Genomic DNA, 19,043 nt, shown 5'->3' on the forward strand with positions numbered 1-19,043 from the left:
CCGGGCTGGGGTGGGGCGTACTTTGCCTCACCCCTTTGAGTGAGGAGTTAGCGCCTGATGAACCGACGTAAACTGCTGCAACTCTTGAGCAAAGGGGCCGCCGCCGGGGCTTTTGTGAAGCTCTCCGGTGGTCTGGCCCAAGGAGGGGAGAAGTTCTCTGAAAAGGCCTTCGAGCCCATGCGCTTTTTGGGTGCCGAGCTGAGGGAGTACGGCGAGCGCAGCGAGTTTGAGAAGGGGGTGGTGCGCTACATCTCCCCCAACCTGCGCACCCGCCACTCCGGGGCCAACTTTACCCCTTTGGACAAGCTGGATGGGGTAATTACCCCAAGTTCGCTGCACTTTGAGCGACACCACGCAGGGGTGCCCACCATTGACCCGGCCGAGCACCGCCTGGTCATCCACGGCATGGTGGAGCGGCCCCTTATCTTCACCATGGCCGACATCAAGAGACTGCCCTCGGTGACCCGCACCCTTTTCATCGAGTGTGCGGGCAACGGCCAGAACGGCTACCGCAACCCCCCCGACATGACCCTGACCGCTACCCGCAGCCGGGGGCTGGTCTCCAACTCCTCCTGGACGGGGGTTCCTCTAGCGATTTTGCTCAAGGAGGCCGGCATCAAAGAGGGGGCTCGCTGGCTCATTCCCGAAGGGGCCGATGCCGCGGCCTACACCCGCAGTCTGCCCTTGGAGAAAGCCCTGGAGGACGTGCTGGTGGCCTACGCCCAGAACGGCGAGGCCCTCCGTCCCGAGCAGGGCTATCCTCTTCGGCTCATCGTACCGGGCTGGGAGGGCAGCATCATGGTCAAATGGCTGCGGCGCATCCAGGTAACCGATATGCCGGTGATGTCCAAGGACGAAACCTCGGAGTACACCGACACCATGGCAAATGGGAAGATCCACGCCTTCACCTGGATTATGGAGCCCCAGTCCATCATCACCTACCCCTCGGGGTTGCAGCAGATAACCCGCGGTTTTCACGAAATCCGGGGCCTGGCCTGGAGCGGGCATGGGCGCATTGTTCGGGTGGAGGTTTCGCTGGATGGAGGGAGGACCTGGCGCCGGGCCAGTCTCGAGCCCTCTCCCGACCCCCTTTCGGTGGTGCGCTTCAAGCTGGGCTGGGTCTGGGACGGCAGGGAGACGGTCATCATGAGCCGGGCCTGGGACGAGAAGGGCAACACCCAGCCCACCCAGGAGGAGTTTTTCGCCCGCTGGGCCCGCAACAACCGCTACCATTACAACGCCATCCAAGCCTGGCGCATCCAAGCCGACGGCAAGGTGGTCAATGGGGACAGAACACTCTCCGCCTCGCTGGCCCCGCACCGGCTGGGGGCAGTAGGGCTAGGTGGATGTGGGGGTGAGTCGTGAAGCGGCTGGGCCTGGTGCTGTTGGCCTTGGGGGTGCTGGCCGGGGTGCTGGCCCAGCCCGGGGGTGGGGGCCGCTACCAGATCGGCACACCCCTAACCGAGCAGGAGGTTCAGCGCTGGAATATCCGCCCCTCCATCCTACCCGACGGGCGTGGGCTTCCACCCGGCCAGGGCACTGTGGACGAGGGCGAGCAGGTCTACAACGCCCAGTGCCTGGGCTGTCACGGGGCCAACGGCCAGGGTGGGGTCTTCAACCGTTTGGTCGGGGAGCCCTTTCCCGTTACCAAGGACGTAGACCCGGTGGACTTCGTGATCGGCAACTACTGGCAGTACCCCACCACCCTCTTTGACTACATCCGCCGGGCCATGCCCTTCCAGGCCCCCGGCACCCTCAAGGACGACGAGGTGTACGCCCTGGTGGCCTACCTGCTCTACCAAAATGGTGTAATTGATGGCAGCGAGCCCATGAATGCCCAGACCCTGCCCAAGGTGCAGATGCCCGCGCGGGCGATTTTGGAGCTTGACCCCACTACCCAAAAGCGCTTCCCCTGGCTCAGGCTTCCTTAGAGGTGAAGATGAATCGTCGAAGCTTTATTGACCTCCTCAACAAGGGGTTTTCCCTGGGGCTTCTGCTCAAGCTAATGCCCGTGGGGATGCTCGAGTTCGTCCGCGCCCAGAGCAGCGCCACAAGCTTTCAGAGGGCTCTTTTGGTGGACAAAGCGGGCAACCCCTTCAAGCTGAGTACGCTCAAGCCGCACGAGCCCTTCGTGTTCGCTTACCCCTACGCCGCCACCCCCAACATCCTGGTCAACGTGGACACCGAACTGCCCCCAGTGGACGTGAAGATGCCCGACGGCAGGGACTACCGCTGGCCCGGTGGGGTGGGTCCTCGCAGGAGCGTGGTGGCCTATACCAGCATCTGTCCTCACGGCTACAGCTACGCCGCGCCCAACCTGGGGGCCATGGGCTACTACAAACCTGAGGGCAACCGGGGGCCCCGTATGGTCTGCTGTGCCCACCTTTCGTCCTTTGATGTAAGCAGGGGAGGGGAGGTGAAGGGTGGCCCCGCCCCCCACGCCCTGGCCGCGGTTGCGCTGGAGTACGACGCTGCCAAGGATGAGGCCTACGCCGTGGGCTTTTTGGGTAATCCCCGGTTTGACGAGTTTTTTCGAGCCCAGCAACAGAGCCTGCGCGACCTCTTCCGCACCACCGCCCGGGCCCGCGAGGAGGTGACCAAGGCCACCGTCATCCCCTACGCCGAGCATACCCGGGTGCCCACGAGCTGCCCGGTGGTGGGGTAGCCCTAGATCCCAACCTATGACCCTGAGCCTCCCCATTGCTTTCCTGGCGGGAATCCTCTCCTTCCTCTCGCCCTGCGTGCTCCCCTTGGTGCCCACTTACCTGCTCTACCTGGGGGGCCAGCAGGGCCGCCCCCTGAAGAATGCCCTCTTCTTTGTGCTGGGCTTCTCGGCCATCTTCTTCCTGCTGGGCCTGCCCTTTACCCTTCTGGGGGGGCTTCTTTTCGAGTACCGCGACCTCCTGGGGCGGGTTGGTGGGGTGGTGCTGGTTCTCCTGGGGCTGTATATGCTGGGCCTCAAGCCCAGATGGGGCGTGAACCTGCGCTATGAGGGCCCCACCGACCGGCCCTGGGGGGCGTTTGTGCTGGGGGTGGTGTTGGGGCTGGGGTGGACGCCCTGCATCGGTCCCATTCTGGGGGGCATCCTGACCCTCACCGCCACCGGGGAGGGGGTGCACCTGCTGGTGGCCTATATCCTGGGCCTGGCGGTGCCTTTCTTGCTGGTGGCCCTCTTTGCCGATAGGGCTCGGGCCTTCCTGAGGCGGGCGGCCCGCTTTTCCCATGCGGTGGAGATTTTAGCGGGGGTGGTGCTGATAGCGGTGGGGCTGCTCCTGCTCACCGGAACCTATACCCAACTCAACAGCTTTTTCCTCAGGATTACGCCGGAGTGGCTGCAGGAGCGGTTGTGAGGACGGAAGACCGATTGGCGGACCCCTCGCGTTGGCTGGCCGGAGCCAGGCGCGAGGGGCTTTGTGGGCCGATTTGAAGCCATGGTTTGGGTAGTGAGTGCTGCTTTGGCCGAGGGCGCCCCGACTACCGGCGGGATTGGGTGGGATGGTAGCCTGGATGCAGGCCCACGGGCGGGTAGGGGCTTACCGGGCCTTTTTCCCCCGTGGGCTGGTGAGGGCCTTTTGCACCCGGCTGGGACTGCGGGACCGCCGAACCTTTCGGGATGGCCCCATGGGGTGGACTGCTCGACTGCTGGCCGACCTTGACCCTGGGGGGGTGGCAGGGTGGGCGGTTTTCACAGAGGCCTGGCCCAAGCGCTGCCTGGGGGCGCGGACGAACTTCGGGAAGGCGGCGCTCGGGCTACCGACCAGCCTGTTCCGGGGGCTTTTGCCCAGTGGGTGGGGAAGGGGATGGTGCTGGGTGCGTGGGATTTTAGCGGCCAGCCGGAAGGACCGGCGCGCTCTGGGCTCCACAGAGCCGCACGGGTTCGGGAATTTTTGTGGGGGGAAGCTCTGTGTGCCGCCTGTGGCGGCAACCTTTCTGATCTAGCCATGCCCAAGCAACCTGTAGCGGTTTACCCCGAGGCTGCCCCGCGGGCGCGCGGTTGGGGGGGGATTGGATGAGCCCCTTCCCGCTGGGCCGCCCGGCCCGCCTGGCGGTACTGGCCTCCGGTCGGGGCAGCAACCTGGAGGCCCTCTTGAGGGCGTTTCCTCCTGAGGACCCTCTGGGCCGGGTGGTGTTGGTGATCTCGGATAGGCGCGAGGCGCTGGCCCTGCAGAAGGCCGTGCAGTCTGGGGTGGAGGCCGAGTACGTGCCCTGGCCGAAGGGAGAAGGAGGCCGGGCCCGCTTCGAGGAGGTGGCCGGACAGCTTTTGTGCGAACGGCGAATAGACCTGGTGCTGCTGGCGGGTTTCATGAGGATTTTATCCCCTCAGTTCGTAGGCCAGTGGGCTGGGCGTATCCTTAACATACACCCCTCCTTGCTCCCAGCTTTCCCGGGGTTGCACGCCCAGCGCCAGGCCCTCCAGGCTGGGGTGCGCGAGACCGGCTGCACCGTTCACTTTGTGGATGCCGGGGTGGATACCGGGCCCATCGTCCTTCAGCGGCGGGTACCGGTTCTTCCGGGGGACACCGAGGAGACCCTGTCGGCCCGCATCCTGGCGCAGGAGCACCTGGCCTATCCGGAGGCCGTCCGGCGGGTGCTCAGGGGGGAAGCCCGGCCTTAGAGCTGGCCCTCGCCTCTCATGGAGGACCCAAACGGGAATGCCCCGGCAAAAGGGGGATGGGGGCCCCGTTGCCGGTGTGGCCAGCGGCGCCGTGGTCCCTGGGAAGGGTGGATTCTTAAGGCGGGGGGCCCTGGATTTTGGCCAGGGAGGTGGCCGGCCGGTATACTCGCCCCATGAGAAGCCACCTGAAAGCTGCTTCCTGGTTGGTTGCGGCAGGGCGGCCGGAGGGGCCGGGTGTGCCCCTTAACACCCCTTTGGTCCCGGCCTCGAACTTCGTTCGGGGGGCTGAGCGGATTTATGCCCGCAGCGATGGGACCCCTACCTGGGAGGCCCTGGAGGACATTCTGGGAGGGCTCGAGGGGGGCGAGGCGGTGGCCTTTGCCTCGGGTATGGCCGCGGTCGCGGCAGTGTTTGACCTGCTCCCGGCGGGGGCCCGGGTGGTGCTGCCCCAGGACTGCTACCAGGGGGTGGTGGCTCTGGCTGAGGCGGGGGCGCTCCGGGGGCGTTGGCGGGTGGAGCGAATTCCCCTGGAGGACACCGCGGCCTGGGAACAGGCCTGTGCCGGAGCGGATCTGCTCTGGCTCGAGTCGCCCTCCAACCCCCTCCTGCGGCTGGCCGACCTGGCGGCTATCTGCGCCGCGCCCCGAAAGCCAGGGGGAATTTTGGCGGTGGACAACACCTTCGCTACACCCCTTAACCAGCAGCCCCTGGCGCTGGGGGCCAGCTTGGTGGTGCACTCAGCCACCAAGTTGATTGGGGGTCACTCTGACCTCCTAGCGGGGGTGGTGGTGGCCCGAGACACCGCCTTGGCCCAGGCCCTCAGGAAGGTGCGGGAGTTGGTTGGAGCGGTTCCAGGAACCCTCGAGGCCTTTCTGGCGGTGCGGGGGGTGCGGACCCTGGCCCTCCGGCTGGAGCGGGCCCAGCAAAACGCGCAGGAGCTGGCCCTACGGCTGGCCCAGCACCCCCGGGTGGCCCGGGTTCACTACCCGGGCCTTCCCTCCCATCCCCAGCACGCCCTGGCCCGGCGCAGCCTAAGGGGCTTTGGGACCATCGTCTCCTTTGAGTTGAGGGGTGGGGCTGCGGCGGCCGATGCCCTTTGCACCCGGGTTCGGCTCATCCGCCACGCCACCAGCCTGGGAGGGGTGGAGTCGAGCCTCGAGCGGCGCTCAGCCCTCCCCGGTCAGGCCCACCTGCCCCCCTCGCTGGTCCGCCTAAGCGTAGGCATCGAGGATGTGGAAGACCTCTGGGCTGACCTCGAGGCGGCGCTCGGCTGAACTGGTATACTCTTCTCTTTGTGGAGAGGACCCTTACCCCCAGGGCCCTGGGCTTCCGGATGCCCCCCGAATGGGCCCCGCACGCTGCTACCTGGACCGCCTGGCCCTACGACGATGAGAAGTGGCAGGGCTACCTGGAGCCGGTCCGACAGGAGCTGGCTGGGTTTGTGAACACCCTGGCCCGCTTTGAGCCGGTGGAGCTGGTGGTGCATGATGAGGAGTCTGAGCGGGACGCTAGGGCTCGGCTCAACGGGAACGTTCGCTTCCACCGGATTCCCCACGACGACCTGTGGTTGCGCGACTCGGGGGCCATGTTCGTGGCGCGACCCTCGGGGGAGGGGGGGCTCGAGCTGGCCGCCCTTAGCTGGGAGTTCAACGGCTGGGGGAGAAAGTACCCTGCCGAGCTGGACAACCAGATGCCCCTGCGGATGGCCCACCTTCTGGGGCTTCGGCTCTTCTACCCGGGCATCGTGATGGAGGGAGGGGCGTTGGAGGTCAATGGGCAGGGCCTGGCCCTCACCACCCGGCAGTGCCTGCTCTCACCCGGCCGCAACCCACACCTGCACGAGGAGGAACTGGAGGAGTACCTTCGGGAGTACCTGGGGGTGGACACCCTGATCTGGTTGGGGGAGGGCCTGCAGGGGGACCACACCGACGGTCACATCGACACCCTGACCCGCTTCACCGCTCCAGCCACTTTGGTTACTTCGGTGGCGCTGGACCCAGACGATCCCAACTACCGTCCCTTGAAGGAGAACCTGGAAATCCTGCAGAGCCTGGGGGGTTTTCGGGTGGTGGAACTTCCCTTGCCCAAGGAGCCCCGCTGGCTGGGAGGGGAGCGGCTCCCCCTCACCTACGCCAATTTCTACATTGCCAACGGGGTGGTGCTGGTACCCCAGTACGGCGACCCTCACGACGAGCGGGCCTTGGAAATCCTGCGCCCGCTTTTTCCGGGACGCGAGGTGATTGGGCTGGAGAGCCGCTACCTCATCACCGGTGGGGGAAGTTTCCACTGCATTACCCAGCAGCAGCCGATGGGCCGGGTTTGGAGGGGGGCATGACCCGGCTGGCGGTGGTCCAGATGTCCATGGGCCCGGAGCGGGAGACCAACCTGGCCAAAGCCCTTCGGATGGTGCGGGAAGCTGCGGCCATGGGGGCTCAGATCGTGCTGCTGCCGGAGCTTTTTGAGAGCCTCTACTTCTGCCAGGCTGAGCGAGAGCATTACTTTGGGCTGGCCCATCCGGTGGAGGGCCATCCCTTCCTCCCCCGCTTCCAGCAGCTCGCTCGAGAGCTGAGGCTGGTCCTGCCGGTCTCCTTTTTCGAGCGGGCTGGCCAGGCCCACTACAACAGCCTGGCGATGATTGGGCCCGACGGGGAGATTGCGGGTGTCTACCGGAAGTCTCACATTCCCGATGGCCCAGGGTACGAGGAGAAGTACTACTTCAACCCCGGCGACACCGGTTTTTTGGCCTTTCCCACGCCCTACGGCGTGGTGGGGGCTGGTATTTGTTGGGACCAGTGGTACCCCGAGTGTGCTCGTAGTCTGGTGCTCCTAGGGGCCGAGGTTCTCCTCTACCCCACCGCCATTGGCTCTGAACCCCCGGAGGCAGGGGGAATAGATACCAAAGAGATGTGGCAGCGGGTTATGATTGGCCACGCGGTGGCCAACCTCTGCTACCTGGCAGCGGCCAACCGGGTGGGGACGGAGGAGGTGGAAGGCCACACCCAGACGTACTACGGCTCCTCCTTCATCGCCGACTATATGGGCAACAAGCTGGCTGAGGCCGGTCGGGAGGAGGAGACCATCCTGGTGGCTGAGCTAGACCTGGAAGAGGCCCGGCGCTTTCGGGCAGGGTTCGGGTTTTTCCGTGACCGCCGGCCCGACCTGTACGGCCCCTTGCTGACCCTAGACGGCAAGACCCGGCGCGCCTAGGCCGGATTGTATTCTGATTTAGGCAGAAAGTTGGGCCGGGGGATTAGGCTTGTGGGGGTATGTTCCGCTACCAAGGCCCTACCCCCCAAGGCGACCAGCCCCAGGCCATCGAAGCCCTGGTGGAGGCCCTGCGGGCTGGCGAGCGCTTTGTCACCCTGCTGGGGGCGACCGGCACCGGGAAGACCGTGACCATGGCCAAGGTAATCGAGCACCTGCAGCGGCCAGCCTTGGTCATGGCCCCCAACAAGGTGTTGGCCGCCCAGCTTTCCCAGGAGTTCCGTGAGCTGTTCCCCGAGAACGCGGTGGAATACTTCATCAGCTACTACGACTACTACCAGCCCGAGGCCTACGTTCCGGGGCGGGACCTCTACATTGAGAAGGACGCCTCCATCAACCCTGAGATTGAGCGGTTGCGCCACTCCACCACCCGCAGCCTGCTCACCCGGCGAGACGTGATCGTGGTGGCCTCGGTCTCGGCCATCTACGGCCTGGGCAGTCCCGAGGAGTATCGCAACATGAGCCTGGTGGTGGAGGTGGGCCGGGACTACCCTCGGGAGGTCCTTTTGGCCCGTCTGGTGGAGCTTCAGTACGAGCGAGGGGATGTGGAGCTGCGGGCGGGGCGTTTCCGGGTTCGGGGGGAGGTGGTGGAGGTCTGGCCTGCTTACGAGCAAGAGCCGATTCGCATAGAGCTTTGGGGCGACACCATAGACCGTATCACGGTGGTCCACCCCGTCACCGGGGAGCGGCTTAGGGACCTTCCGGGCTTTGTCCTCCTGGGGGCCACCCACTACGCCACCCCGGAATGGCGGCTCAAGCAGGCCATCCCGGAGATTCGCAAGGAGCTGGAGGAGCGGCTGCGCTACTTTGAGGCTGAGGGTAAGCTTCTGGAGGCCCAGCGCCTTAAGGAGCGTACCCTTTACGACCTGGAGATGCTCCAGGTGATGGGCACCTGCCCGGGCATTGAAAACTACGCCCGCTTCCTGTCCGGTAAGGCGCCGGGGGAGCCTCCCTACACGCTTTTGGACTATTTTCCCAAGGATTACCTGGTCTTTTTGGATGAGTCGCACGTGAGTGTTCCCCAGATAAGGGGCATGTACAACGGCGACTATATGCGCAAGAAAACCCTGGTGGACTACGGCTTCCGTCTGCCCAGCGCGCTGGACAACCGCCCTCTGCGCTTCAATGAGTTTCTGGAGCGGATTTCTCAGATGGTCTTCGTCTCGGCGACGCCGGGGCCCTTCGAGCTCGAGGTCTCCAGCCGGGTGGTGGAGCAGATTATCCGCCCCACCGGCCTCCTAGACCCGCTGGTTACGGTCAAGCCCACCCAGGGCCAGATTGAGGACCTGATGGGGGCTATTCGCAAGCGGGCTGAGCGGGGCGAGCGCACCTTGGTCACGGTGCTCACCGTGCACATGGCCGAGGAACTCACAGCCTATCTGGTGGAGCACGGGGTACGGGCCCGTTACATGCACCATGAGCTGGACGCTTTTGAGCGACAGGCCCTGCTGCGCGACCTGCGCCTGGGCTACTTTGACGCCCTGGTGGGCATCAACCTCCTGCGGGAGGGCCTTGACCTACCCGAGGTTTCACTGGTGGCCATCCTGGATGCCGACAAGCAGGGCTTTCTGCGTTCGGAACGCTCCCTCATCCAGATCATTGGGCGGGCCGCCCGCAATGCGGCGGGCGAGGTCTACCTTTACGCCGATACCGTTTCCGAGGCCATGCGGGCGGCCATAGAGGAGACCCAGCGTCGACGGGCCCTCCAGGAGGCCTTCAACAGAGCCCACGGCATTACCCCCCAGACGGTGCAGAAGTCGGTGCGCAAGCTGGTTAAGCCAGAGGACTACGGGGCTGAGGTGGCCCAAACCATCCAGGACGATCCCCTCATCCTGCAGGGCCTGCTGGAGCAGCTCGAGGCCGAGATGTGGGCCGCTTCTGAGGCTCTGGACTTTGAGCGGGCCGCTGCCCTGCGCGACCAGATGCGCTCCATTGAGGCGCGGCTAAAAGGGCTCCCGGAACCCACCGCAGTAGGCAAGGTCCGCCGTCGGCGCAGGCGCTAGTCGGTAAGCCTCCCTGCGGCCTTTTCCCCTCCGCCGTCCCTGGTTCGAGCCGCCCGTTTTGGCTTGCGGGCCTCCAGAAGGGGCTGTTGAGTGCAGGCGACCTTGTTGCAGGGAGAGCCGTTGTTGATGCTTGCGCGAAGCCGGTAGGGACCTGTGGGGTGGGGCGTTGTCGTGCTCCCGGTGCGGCGCAGAGCTAAAGGAACCAGCCTGCCCCAGGGACCCCTGGCTGGGCTACCTTCGCAGGAGCCGCACCATTTCCACCAGCTGCCCCGGGGCTTGGGCCTGGGGGTCGGCCTGGCACTGGTGTAGGTAGGCTTCCAGGATTTCCTCTCCCACCGCATCTAGGGCGCTTTTTACCCCGCTTAGGAGGGTGAGAATCTCCCTGCATGAACGCTCTTCCTCCACCATTTTCTGTAGCCCCCGCACCTGGCCCTCCAGACGGCGCAACCGGTGCACAATGCGGGTTTTCCGATCGGAATTGGAAAAAGGGGTGATGGGGGTCATGGCTCAGCGCTCCACAGGGTAGCGGCGGGCCAACCAGGCTTGGATGCCCCCCTGCACGAGATTAAGGCCAGTGTAGCCCTTGCCCAGGAGGTACTGCACCGCCAGCCGGCTGCGGTTCTGGGTGTTGCACTTGATGTAGACCACCCGGTTCTTGGGCACCCGGCTCCACCAGCGGTCGATTTCCTGAAGGGGCCAGTTGACCGCCCCGGGGACGTGCCCTTGGGCGAACTCCTGAGGGGTGCGCACGTCGATCACAAAGGTTTTGGGGTCTGACAGGGCCCGGTACAGGTCGTCCACGCTCACGAGCCGGAAGCTCTGGGCCCAGCCCAGCGGGGCTACCAGCAGCAAGAGACCGGCCCACCTTCTCATGCCACCACCCCTCCGCTGGCCTTGACCGCGGCCTCCACGAAGACCCTGTCCGGCTGACCCCCCAGAACGCGTTGCTGTACGGCTCCGGTGATGATGGTGTCTGGGACACCCGAGATGTTGTACCGGCGGGAGAGGGCAGGAAACTCGTTGGCCTCTACACCCTCCGCGACGATGTTGGGGTTGTGGTAGGCCAGCTTGTAGGTGGCCAGCACCGCCTGCGGGCAGTAGGGGCAGGTGGGGGTCACGAAGGCCTGCATCCGCACCGGTGAGGTCACCTTTTGCAGCTCAGCCAGCGACTTTTCCCCGAGCCGGCTCTCACCCGTGCCGAGCATCAGGAGGGCTTCCAGGAGGGTGCTGAACTCGTACCCTGCAGGGAGACCCAGAAAGCGGATGTTGTTTCGCTCCGAGCCCTTTTCCCGAAGGAGGATGGTGGGCGCATAGCTCAGGCCCAAGGCCTGCGCTTCGGGGTCGGAGTGGATAGAACGTTGCTCCACGCTCAGGTTGGGGTTCAAGGCTGCCACTTCTCTGAGCAGGCCCAGGGCCTCTTCCTGCAGCCCCACCTCCTGTCCGGGTAGGGCGATGCCGGAGGTGGTGAAGACCACCATCTCCACCGGTTTCTGGATGGGTGCCAGCATCTCGCGCACCTGGGCCTGGATTCGCTCGTCTAAAAACATGGTCTGGCTCCTTTAGGGGGATGTACCCCCACCTGGGGTCATTATACCCCCGGGGGATATATTTGGCAAGGGCCTTTAGCCCTAGACTGGACTGCGTGTGGGGTTGGCTCAAAAACCTGCTAGGTCTAGGCCCCCGGGTGCCCCGGATCGGTGCTAAGGAGGCCTATGAGAAGATGAAGGCTGGTGCGCTGATGATTGACGTGCGCACCCCACTGGAGCGGAAGCTGGCCAAGATTCCAGGTTCGCAAGGCCTGCCTTTGGCCGAGTTGGCCCGCCGCTGGGAGAGCCTACCCAAAGACCGTCCCATCATCTGCCAGTGCGAGAGTGGTAACCGGAGCCAGCAGGCCGCTGAATTCCTTGCCAGCAAGGGTTTTGAGGTTTACAACCTGGCTGGCGGGCTTTCGGCCTGGCAGGCCGCTGGTCTACCGGTGAAGAAGGGAGACCTGCAGCGCTAGCCCTAGCGCGCCTCCACGGTAAGGGTGAGGGTGAGGGTGGCTCCGCCCTCGAGCCTGAAGGTGATCGGCACCTTTTGGCCTTCGGCCAGGGGCCGAGGGTTCTTCTCCCGCAGGCCGTAGAGCATCAGGTGGTACCTGCCGGGCAGAATCTCCAGCCGTCCCCGCGCGGGCACGACCAGGGCCTCCACCCGCCTCATCGCTGAGACGTCCTGATGGTCGCCATGGCCGGCGTGGGTGGTCTGATGAAACTCCACCCGGGTGGCGATGGGGGTGCTGGCCCCTACAATCCGGATGGGTCGGTCCCCAGGGTTATAGAGCACCAAGTAGGCCGCGGTGATGTCGCCCGGTACCCGGCGCACCCAGCCCTGCTCGAGCCGCAGCGGCTGGGCCAGGGCCAGGCCGCCTAAGAGAAGCACAGCAAGCCAGCGCATACCCATCATTATCGGTCCCTTCTAGCAAAGCGCCAGGCGGCACCCCACAAACCAAGCCCTACTGCCATCAGCCCCACCGCTACTGGCAAGAGCCCCCCAGTGTAGCCCAAAAACTCCTTGAGTAAGTAGCCCGTGGGTCCTACCAGCACCGGGGCCTCCAGCGCGTACAGGAGCCCCACCCGGAAGAGTTCCAGGGGGTTGAGGAGCACTGCAAGCAGCAGGAAGCGTTCCAGGGGATACTCCCTCAGGGCCACCGCCAGCCCGATGACCAGGGGGTCGTAGGCCAGCACCAGCACGCCCCAGAGCAGGAGCCCGAGGCCCAGCGCACGGGAGGGCTCGAGCCCTGCCCCCACCCAACCCGCCCAGGCGATCCAGAGCCATAGCAGGCCCAGCCCGCTCAGCAGAAGGAGCAGGGCGGCCTTACCCCCCAACCCCAGGAGCCCCGCCGCCAGGGCCAGTCCGGCTAGAACGGGCAGGCTCAGGCCTAGCCCCACCCCCAGCACCCCCGCCAGGTAGAGCCGGGCAGGGCTTTGGGGCATCCCGGCCCAGAAGGCCCAGTCCTCGCGGGGAGTGAGGAGGGGTAGCGCCAGGGCCAGCCCAAAGGGCGGGAGCAGGAGCGAGAGCGAGGCGTAAAGCGAGACCACCGCCACCGCTTCGCCCCGGCCCTGGAAGGCTAGGGCCAGCAGGGGGAGCAAGCCCACCGGGGCGAAAGCCCAGGGGTTGCGCAGCAGGGCCCTGGCGTACAGCGGCAGGAGAGCGTTCATCGCCCGTAGCCCGGCACCCAAGCCCGCCTGCGCCCAAGGGCCAGGAGGTCGTTCCAGCGAAGCCTTTCGCCGGTGTGCTGGGGCCGCTCCCTAAGGTAGCCCTCCAGGGCGGCGGCGCTGCCGAAGGCCAGCAGGCCGGTGCCCATGGGGGTGCGGATGCGTTCGTTGAAGAGAAACAGGGCTTGGTTGACCGGCAGGAAGCGGGCTTCCTTGCGACTGGAAAGGGAAAAGTCGGCCACGTAGAGTTCCTTGGGGGTGGCCTTGGGCCCGCCGTAGCCCAGCAGGTGATCAAGCAGGCAGCCCACGTCGTCGTACTGGTAGACCTTGCCGGTGCTCGTGACCATCTGCGCGGCGTAGCGGGCGTCCAGGAGGGTCATGTTGCAGTAGGGGCAGGCATCCACCCCCACCCGCAGGGGCCGGGCCGCCGCCAGCACCGGTTGCAGCATGCCCGAGCCCAGGGGCAGGGCCAGCAGTCCTTTGATCAGGGTGCGCCGCTTCATGGTTCCTCGGATGGGCCGGAGGCGGGGATCAACCTCCGGCCTAGACGTACGCTTACTTGAGCAGGCCAGCGTGCTTGGCCAGCAGGCTCACCAGGTTCATCTCCGGCAGGGGGGCCAGGTCCAAGAGGGTCTGCCAGTCCAGGATGCGGGTACGGCCCAGGTCGGGGTTGGCCCGGGCAAAGGCCAGGGCCGCCTCCTGGCTACGGAAGGCAGCAATCTTGGCGTCCATGACCACCCAGCCGCGCTTCTCGCCCCAGAGGTACACCGCTTGGCGGGCGGGAATCAGGCTCACCGCAGCCGGACCCTTGGCCGGGTCGTAGGCCCCCCGGTCGGTCACGTAGAAGGTGGTGCCTACCCCATCGCGGATCCCGTAGACCCAGGCGTAGTTCACCATGCAGGCGATGGACTCGAAGTGGTGTGCGTCCTTTCCCTGCTTGGCCTCCTTGAGGGCAATCTGGCTGTAGGTCTGCTCGAAGAAACCCGGGGCGAAGGTGCGGCCCATCCAGGCCCCCGGCGCGGGGGTCTTGAGCGGCATCTCGCAGAAGTCGCACTTACCGCTGTCCCAGGGAATGGCCTTGGCAGCGATGGTCTCGAGGCTGGCCGGGGCTGCGGGCTGCATGGGCTGCATGTGCTGAGCTAGAGCTTGCGAGAGGGCTGCCGAAGCACCTAGAGCCGAAAGCATCCGGATCACTTCACGACGGTTCTTGTGCATAGTTCACACTGCCTTGGTCAACCACCCGGCCGTTTTCCAGGCGCACATAGCGCTCGGCCAGGCGCGAGAGTTCTTCTTGCCGGTGGGCCGATAAAATCGCCAGCCCCCCCATGGCGAGGTGGGCGGCCAGCCAGTCCTGCAGGCGCTCCAGCCCCTCGCCATCCAGCGCCGAGGCGGGTTCGTCCAGGAGCCAGAGGAGGGGGTAGCCCATCAGCCCGGTGGCCAGGGCCAGCCGCTGCCGCCAGCCGCCCGAGAGTTGGGCCACCGGGCGCTTCAGGTGGCCCTCCAGGCCCATGCGCAGGATGGCTTCGTCCTTATCCCTTGGGGTTGCCCCTTTGAGGCGGCGGGCCGCTTCCATAATTTCTTCCACCCGCAAGGTGGGGGGAAAGCTCAGGTGCTGGGGGATGTAGGCCCGCGCGCGGGCTGCCCCCGGGCTCCGGGGGTCTTGCCCGAAGAGCCGCACCACCCCGCCATCGGGCCTTATCCGCCCGGCCAGGAGGCTCAGGAGGGTGCTCTTGCCGGCCCCGTTGGGGCCCAGCAGGGCCAGGCTGCCCGAGTCCAGCCGGAGGTTTACGCCCGAGAGCCGCCCCTTTTTGTGCAGGTCTACCACCTCAACCATAGACCTCCCAACAGGCTCAGAAGGGCCAGCCCCAGCAGGCTGGGCGCGGTAGGGGTTGCAGGCGGCGAGGCAGGCCGGGCCTCCGGGTCGGCTAGGGCCAGCAGGCGCAGCCCCGGCACCTTGGCCTCAGCGGCCTCCCAGAGCAGAACCCCCGGCGAGAGGGCCAGGAGGCTCAGATCGGGCTGGCGGGCGCTCAGGAGGGCAAAGCTGCTGCTGGGCAGGTGGGGGATGGGCAGGGGCGCGGCCCGGTCGAAGGCGTTGCCCCGGAGCACCACCCTGGCCCGGGGGTCGTCCACTGCCACGTCGTGCAGGTTGCCCACAAAGGTGTTGGCGGTAGCTTTCAGGGTGTTTTGGTCGGCATCGCGGGCGAAGAGGAGGGCGGTGCCGTTGCCCTCAAAGCGGTTGTCGAGGAGCTGGGTGTCCCTCGAGTCCAGCGAAAAAAGCCCGATGGTGCTCCCCAGGAAGCGGTTGCCCTTCAGGGTGGCCTTCCACTCCTCTTGCAGCAGGAGCCCATAGCGCAGAGGTCCCACTTCCCGGGCAAAGGTGTTGCCCTCCACCCAGTTTTCGGCTCCGTGCATGAGGGCCGAGCCCACCCGGTTACCCTGGCTGTGGTTGCCCCGGACCTGGGCCTGGTAGGTAAACATCAGGTGCAGGCCGTAGCGTTCTCCGGATTCCACCCGATTGCCCTCCACCACCACCCGTTCGCCGTATTCCACGTAGAGGTTGTCCAGAAAGCCCCGAATCCGGTTGCCCCGCAGCACCACCCCATCGCTGCGGTAGGTTTGCAAGCCGGGGGCCGCCTGGGTGCCCACCAATTCGCAGTTTTCCACCACTGCGCGGTTGGATTTCTCCACCCGTATACCGCCTGTCACCCCTTTGGCCCGAAGCCCACGCACCACGCAGCCCTCGCACTGGTAGAGCGTCACGGCTGCGTCGGGTTCGTAGAAGTCATCGCCTGGACCCACGTTTTGCACCTCGAGGCCCTCCACCACAATTCCCGCTGCCCTTAGGGTGAGCGCGGTGCCCTTACCCCCACCGTCCAGTACTGCGCCGGGGCGGGCTACCAGGCGTACCCCCGGGGTGGTAATCGTCCAGGGGCCCTGGTGTACACCAGCTTCCAGCACCACGGTCTGGCCGGGGTACAGGGGGGGCAAAGGGGTAGGAGGGTGAAGCACCAGCATAGACGCTGCGTGTTCAGCAAGGGGAGGGGCTGGAATCAGCTATTCAGATGGCCACGGGTTAGGTCTGCCCGCAGCCGGAGCTGAGCCGCGTTCAGCCAACCCAAGGCGGCCCCCGGTTGAGCGGCGGGAGGACCGGGGCCAAGTGCAGCTTCTGCGGTTGCTGTGGGCCTGTTGTGCTGAGGAGGCGGGGGATGGGGAGCGGTACCGCGACCAGCGGTGCGGCCCCGTCGCTGAACCCCCCGGGGATGCAGAGGGGGCAGTGGGGCGAATGGGTGTGGCTAGGGGAAGGGGTTGGCTGAGGTTGGGGGGAGCCGGGGTGGAAGGTGCAGATGTCTGTCCCGATAAAACGAACCGGGAGTGCTTGGCTCTTTGGGTTGCGCAGGGCATACTGGCTCGAGACCAGAAGCACAAGCCCCGCCAAGGCCAAGGCCAGGAGGGGATGCCGCTGGGGGGCTCGAGCCAGCATAGCTCGGGAACAGTATAGCTGCCCCCTCAGGGGGGAAATTTGTCCCAGCTAAATATCCCCAGGGGGTATGCTATACTCAGGCGGAGGGGCCAGCGTATGCTGGTAGAGGAGACCTTGCCATGAGCCAGACCTACGACGTGGTGATCATCGGGGGCGGTCCCGCCGGCCTCACCGCCGGCATCTACGCGGGCCGGGCCAACCTAAGGACCCTTATCTTGGAGAGGGGCCTGCCCGGGGGCCAGATTGCCCAGACCGAGGAGGTGGAGAACTACCCCGGCTTCCCCGAGCCCATCAGTGGGCCGGAGCTCTCCGAGCGGATGGTCCAGCAGGCCAAACGCTTTGGGGCCCAGATTGTGATGGACGAGGCCCAGGGCATCGAGAAGACCCCCGAGGGCTTTGTGGTGCGGGGCTACGAGCAGGACTACAAGGCCCGGGTGGTCATCCTGGCCACCGGGGCCAACCCCAAGAGGCTGGGCGTGCCCGGTGAGGAGAAGTTCTATGGGCGTGGGGTGAGCACCTGCGCGACCTGCGACGGCTTCTTCTACCGGGGTAAGGAGGTGGTGGTGGTTGGCGGGGGAGACGCCGCGGTGGAGGAGGGGCTTTTCCTCACCAAGTTCGCCAACAAGGTCACCCTGGTGCACCGCCGCGACGCCCTGCGGGCCAACAAGACTGCCCAGGCCCGGGCCTTTGCCAACCCCAAGATGCACTTCATCTGGGATACGGTGGTGGAGGAAATTCTGGGTGAGGAAACCGTGACGGGGGTGCGCCTGCGGAACCTCAAGACTGGGGAGGTCTACGACTACCCCACCGATGGGGTTTTCGTCTTCATCGGGCATGAGCCCAACACCGGCTTCCTTAGGGGTCTGGTGGAGCTGCGCCCGGACGGCTATGTGGCGGTGCGTGATGAAATCTTCACCTCGGTGCCGGGGCTTTTTGCCGCCGGGGATGTGGCCGACCCCATCTACCGGCAGCTTTCCACCAGCGTGGGGGCTGGCACCCGGGCGGCTATGATGGCCGAGCGCTACCTGGCCGAACAGGAGCACGTTACCGCCCGCTAGGAGGGGGTATGGAAGCCGCTCTTCCGGCTCGTCCCAGCGTGCGCTACCTGAACCCGGCCTGGTTTGCCTCGGTGATGGGCACTGGGGTGCTGGCCCAGGCCCTAGCCCAGTTCGGCCTGATGGGGCTGGCCCTACCGGTCTACTGGCTGGCCCTCCTGACCCTTCTGGCCCTCTTGGGGCTCTACCTGGCCAAGCTCCTGCGCCACCCGCAGGCAGTGCTCTCCGACTTGCAGCACCCCTTGCTTTCGCAGATGCTGCCCACGCTGCCCATCGCCCTTCTGGTGATGAGCCTAGCCACCCGGGCGCTGCCCTTGGGGGCGTGGTCGGTGCCGCTGGGCCAGGGGCTTTTTTGGCTGGGTATGCCGCTCATCTTTCTGGTGGGCCTGCTGGTGGTGTTCGTGGTGAGCACCCGGCTCAGGCTCCCCCTGGAGGCTGCCAACGGAGCCTGGTTCATTCCGCCGGTCTCGGCCCTGCTGGTACCGATCACCGCTGGGGCCTGGCTCGAGACCTTTCCTCAGGCCTGGCAACAGGAAGTCTGGGTGATGAGCGGGCTTTTCCTGGGCATCGGGTTTTTCCTCTTCCTCCCCGTGATGGCCAGCTTTCTGCAGCGGCTGTACGCCCACGGGCGGCTCGAGCCGCACCTCTTGCCCTCGGTCTTCATCGGGCTGGCCCCGGTGGGGCTTCTGGTGCTCTCACCCTGGCGCTGGCTCGAGGGCGGGGTGAGGGCTGGGCTGGTGCCCGGGGGCTGGCCTGAAGCCTGGCCGGTGGTGGGGCTCGCGGTCTGGGGCCTGGGGCTTTGGTGGCTCTTCTACAGCCTGGCCCTGCTTCTCGACACCCTCCTTGTGGACTGCCGCCGTGCGCAGTTTCACTTCGCGCCGGGTTGGTGGGGGTTCGTCTTTCCGCTGGGGGCTTTTACCCTGGCCACACTGGCCCTGGCCAGGGCGTTGGGCTCGGCTTTCCTCGGGGGGCTGGCCTGGGGCTTGCTCCTGCTGCTCGGGGCGTTCTGGCTTTGGGTAACTCTCCACTCCCTACGGGCTTGGGCCGGCCTGGGGGCCCTGCGCCCACCTAAGTGACGCTGGCAGCGGTTCGCCTGGGGGGTGGGCCTAATTGCTGATGTGCCTCCACCAAACGTAGAAAAACGCCCTGCTGAGCGAATTGACACCCATCCTCTTCCTAGGTAGGATGGGGCCGATTTTCTTGCGGGGTAAAAATGCGCTTTCTCCTAGGTTTGTCTCGAGCCATAGACGCCGTTACGGAAGGGGTGGGGCGCCTGGTAGTCTGGCTGGTCCTGTTGGTGGCCCTCCTGTCTGCGGGAAACGCCATCATGCGCTACGGCTTCAGCTACAGCTCCAACGCCTACCTCGAGGCCCAGTGGTACATGTTCAGCCTCATCTTCCTCCTGGGCGGGGCCTACGCCCTCAAGCACAA

21 protein-coding genes and 1 pseudogene are annotated in these 19,043 nt (G+C 65.9%); 13 read left to right on the plus strand and 9 right to left on the minus strand.

Annotated elements, in window-relative coordinates; translation table 11 throughout:
• Positions 1-57: 57 nt before the first annotated feature.
• The 9 genes and pseudogenes from soxC to uvrB all read left to right on the plus strand — a co-directional run bounded on the left by soxC (position 58) and on the right by uvrB (position 9,882).
• Positions 58-1,365, plus strand: coding sequence for a sulfite dehydrogenase (soxC, locus tag NZ849_RS03965; protein ID WP_295404393.1), 1,308 nt, complete (start codon positions 58-60; stop codon positions 1,363-1,365).
• A complete protein-coding gene (locus NZ849_RS03970) occupies positions 1,362-1,931 on the plus strand; it encodes a cytochrome c (RefSeq protein WP_295404397.1) in 570 nt (189 codons plus the stop codon). The genes soxC and NZ849_RS03970 overlap by 4 nt, the downstream gene beginning before the upstream one ends.
• An 8-nt stretch (positions 1,932-1,939) precedes the next feature.
• The gene (locus tag NZ849_RS03975; RefSeq protein ID WP_295404400.1) at positions 1,940-2,665 is read left to right on the plus strand and encodes a Rieske 2Fe-2S domain-containing protein; all 726 of its coding nucleotides are present in this window, start codon (positions 1,940-1,942) and stop codon (positions 2,663-2,665) included.
• Between the two features lie 16 nt (positions 2,666-2,681).
• Positions 2,682-3,350, plus strand: a complete 669-nt coding sequence (locus NZ849_RS03980; protein ID WP_295404403.1) for a cytochrome c biogenesis CcdA family protein — start codon at positions 2,682-2,684, stop codon at positions 3,348-3,350.
• Between the two features lie 659 nt (positions 3,351-4,009).
• Positions 4,010-4,612 (plus strand): annotated as a pseudogene (purN, locus tag NZ849_RS03985) (phosphoribosylglycinamide formyltransferase); the annotation flags it as partial.
• A 176-nt stretch (positions 4,613-4,788) separates the two neighbouring features.
• A complete protein-coding gene (locus NZ849_RS03990; RefSeq protein ID WP_295404406.1) occupies positions 4,789-5,889 on the plus strand; it encodes an aminotransferase class I/II-fold pyridoxal phosphate-dependent enzyme in 1,101 nt (366 codons plus the stop codon).
• A gap of 20 nt (positions 5,890-5,909) precedes the next feature.
• Positions 5,910-6,950, plus strand: a complete 1,041-nt coding sequence (locus NZ849_RS03995; protein ID WP_295404410.1) for an agmatine deiminase family protein — start codon at positions 5,910-5,912, stop codon at positions 6,948-6,950.
• Positions 6,947-7,822: an N-carbamoylputrescine amidase gene (aguB, locus tag NZ849_RS04000; protein WP_295404413.1), complete on the plus strand. Its 876-nt coding sequence runs from the start codon at positions 6,947-6,949 to the stop codon at positions 7,820-7,822. Before NZ849_RS03995 ends, aguB begins: the two co-directional genes overlap by 4 nt.
• A gap of 59 nt (positions 7,823-7,881) precedes the next feature.
• Positions 7,882-9,882: an excinuclease ABC subunit UvrB gene (uvrB, locus tag NZ849_RS04005; protein WP_295404416.1), complete on the plus strand. Its 2,001-nt coding sequence runs from the start codon at positions 7,882-7,884 to the stop codon at positions 9,880-9,882.
• Between the two features lie 231 nt (positions 9,883-10,113).
• Here uvrB and NZ849_RS04010 read toward each other — a convergent pair whose 3' ends face one another.
• From NZ849_RS04010 to NZ849_RS04020, 3 genes are read right to left on the minus strand one after another with little or no spacing between them, the layout of a single operon-like run.
• Positions 10,114-10,386, minus strand: coding sequence for a metal-sensitive transcriptional regulator (locus tag NZ849_RS04010; RefSeq protein ID WP_295404419.1), 273 nt, complete (start codon positions 10,384-10,386; stop codon positions 10,114-10,116).
• A gap of 3 nt (positions 10,387-10,389) precedes the next feature.
• A complete protein-coding gene (locus NZ849_RS04015; protein ID WP_295404422.1) occupies positions 10,390-10,755 on the minus strand; it encodes a rhodanese-like domain-containing protein in 366 nt (121 codons plus the stop codon).
• Positions 10,752-11,429 carry a thioredoxin family protein gene (locus tag NZ849_RS04020; RefSeq protein WP_295404425.1) on the minus strand — a complete coding sequence of 226 codons (678 nt, stop codon included), beginning with the start codon at positions 11,427-11,429 and terminating at the stop codon, positions 10,752-10,754. Before NZ849_RS04020 ends, NZ849_RS04015 begins: the two co-directional genes overlap by 4 nt.
• Positions 11,430-11,524: 95 nt before the next feature.
• On the opposite strand from NZ849_RS04020, the gene NZ849_RS04025 reads away from it, so the two are divergent.
• Positions 11,525-11,884, plus strand: a complete 360-nt coding sequence (locus NZ849_RS04025) for a rhodanese-like domain-containing protein (protein WP_295404428.1) — start codon at positions 11,525-11,527, stop codon at positions 11,882-11,884.
• A gap of 2 nt (positions 11,885-11,886) precedes the next feature.
• Here the strand turns inward: NZ849_RS04025 and NZ849_RS04030 are convergent, their stop codons facing one another.
• The 6 genes from NZ849_RS04030 to NZ849_RS04055 are packed head-to-tail and all read right to left on the minus strand — an operon-like array spanning position 11,887 to position 16,091.
• Complete coding sequence (locus NZ849_RS04030; RefSeq protein WP_295404432.1) at positions 11,887-12,315, minus strand: copper chaperone PCu(A)C; 429 nt, start codon at positions 12,313-12,315, stop codon at positions 11,887-11,889.
• Positions 12,316-12,323: 8 nt separating this feature from the next.
• The gene (locus tag NZ849_RS04035) at positions 12,324-13,079 is read right to left on the minus strand and encodes a hypothetical protein (protein WP_295404434.1); all 756 of its coding nucleotides are present in this window, start codon (positions 13,077-13,079) and stop codon (positions 12,324-12,326) included.
• Positions 13,076-13,579, minus strand: a complete 504-nt coding sequence (locus tag NZ849_RS04040; protein WP_295404436.1) for a nitrous oxide reductase accessory protein NosL — start codon at positions 13,577-13,579, stop codon at positions 13,076-13,078. The genes NZ849_RS04035 and NZ849_RS04040 overlap by 4 nt, the downstream gene beginning before the upstream one ends.
• 52 nt (positions 13,580-13,631) lie before the next feature.
• Entirely contained in the window at positions 13,632-14,291 is a 660-nt protein-coding gene (locus NZ849_RS04045; protein ID WP_295404439.1) for a nitrous oxide reductase accessory protein NosL, read from the minus strand.
• The gene (locus tag NZ849_RS04050; protein WP_295404442.1) at positions 14,272-14,910 is read right to left on the minus strand and encodes an ATP-binding cassette domain-containing protein; all 639 of its coding nucleotides are present in this window, start codon (positions 14,908-14,910) and stop codon (positions 14,272-14,274) included. The genes NZ849_RS04045 and NZ849_RS04050 overlap by 20 nt, the downstream gene beginning before the upstream one ends.
• Positions 14,895-16,091 carry a NosD domain-containing protein gene (locus NZ849_RS04055; RefSeq protein ID WP_295404445.1) on the minus strand — a complete coding sequence of 399 codons (1,197 nt, stop codon included), beginning with the start codon at positions 16,089-16,091 and terminating at the stop codon, positions 14,895-14,897. Before NZ849_RS04055 ends, NZ849_RS04050 begins: the two co-directional genes overlap by 16 nt.
• Before the next feature lie 585 nt (positions 16,092-16,676).
• On the opposite strand from NZ849_RS04055, the gene trxB reads away from it, so the two are divergent.
• The 3 genes from trxB to NZ849_RS04070 all read left to right on the plus strand — a co-directional run.
• Positions 16,677-17,615, plus strand: a complete 939-nt coding sequence (gene trxB / locus NZ849_RS04060; protein WP_295404450.1) for a thioredoxin-disulfide reductase — start codon at positions 16,677-16,679, stop codon at positions 17,613-17,615.
• Between the two features lie 8 nt (positions 17,616-17,623).
• A complete protein-coding gene (locus tag NZ849_RS04065) occupies positions 17,624-18,688 on the plus strand; it encodes a C4-dicarboxylate transporter (protein WP_295404453.1) in 1,065 nt (354 codons plus the stop codon).
• A 137-nt stretch (positions 18,689-18,825) separates the two neighbouring features.
• A partial coding sequence (locus NZ849_RS04070; RefSeq protein WP_367182943.1) for a TRAP transporter small permease subunit occupies positions 18,826-19,043 on the plus strand: 218 nt, incomplete at its 3' end.

Source organism: Meiothermus sp. (assembly GCF_025060375.1).
Taxonomy (GTDB): domain Bacteria; phylum Deinococcota; class Deinococci; order Deinococcales; family Thermaceae; genus Meiothermus.

Coding starts and splice junctions, on each gene's coding strand:
- NZ849_RS04040 (WP_295404436.1), bottom strand. CDS start 13,579: ATGAAGCGGCGCACCCTGATCAAAGGACTGCTGGCCCTGCCCCTGGGC.
- trxB (WP_295404450.1), top strand. CDS start 16,677: ATGAGCCAGACCTACGACGTGGTGATCATCGGGGGCGGTCCCGCCGGC.
- NZ849_RS04020 (WP_295404425.1), bottom strand. CDS start 11,429: ATGTTTTTAGACGAGCGAATCCAGGCCCAGGTGCGCGAGATGCTGGCA.
- NZ849_RS03990 (WP_295404406.1), top strand. CDS start 4,789: ATGAGAAGCCACCTGAAAGCTGCTTCCTGGTTGGTTGCGGCAGGGCGG.
- soxC (WP_295404393.1), top strand. CDS start 58: ATGAACCGACGTAAACTGCTGCAACTCTTGAGCAAAGGGGCCGCCGCC.
- NZ849_RS03980 (WP_295404403.1), top strand. CDS start 2,682: ATGACCCTGAGCCTCCCCATTGCTTTCCTGGCGGGAATCCTCTCCTTC.
- NZ849_RS04065 (WP_295404453.1), top strand. CDS start 17,624: ATGGAAGCCGCTCTTCCGGCTCGTCCCAGCGTGCGCTACCTGAACCCG.
- NZ849_RS04045 (WP_295404439.1), bottom strand. CDS start 14,291: ATGCACAAGAACCGTCGTGAAGTGATCCGGATGCTTTCGGCTCTAGGT.
- aguB (WP_295404413.1), top strand. CDS start 6,947: ATGACCCGGCTGGCGGTGGTCCAGATGTCCATGGGCCCGGAGCGGGAG.
- NZ849_RS04030 (WP_295404432.1), bottom strand. CDS start 12,315: ATGCGCTGGCTTGCTGTGCTTCTCTTAGGCGGCCTGGCCCTGGCCCAG.
- uvrB (WP_295404416.1), top strand. CDS start 7,882: ATGTTCCGCTACCAAGGCCCTACCCCCCAAGGCGACCAGCCCCAGGCC.
- NZ849_RS03975 (WP_295404400.1), top strand. CDS start 1,940: ATGAATCGTCGAAGCTTTATTGACCTCCTCAACAAGGGGTTTTCCCTG.
- NZ849_RS04035 (WP_295404434.1), bottom strand. CDS start 13,079: ATGAACGCTCTCCTGCCGCTGTACGCCAGGGCCCTGCTGCGCAACCCC.
- NZ849_RS04010 (WP_295404419.1), bottom strand. CDS start 10,386: ATGACCCCCATCACCCCTTTTTCCAATTCCGATCGGAAAACCCGCATT.
- NZ849_RS04015 (WP_295404422.1), bottom strand. CDS start 10,755: ATGAGAAGGTGGGCCGGTCTCTTGCTGCTGGTAGCCCCGCTGGGCTGG.
- NZ849_RS04050 (WP_295404442.1), bottom strand. CDS start 14,910: ATGGTTGAGGTGGTAGACCTGCACAAAAAGGGGCGGCTCTCGGGCGTA.
- NZ849_RS04055 (WP_295404445.1), bottom strand. CDS start 16,091: ATGCTGGTGCTTCACCCTCCTACCCCTTTGCCCCCCCTGTACCCCGGC.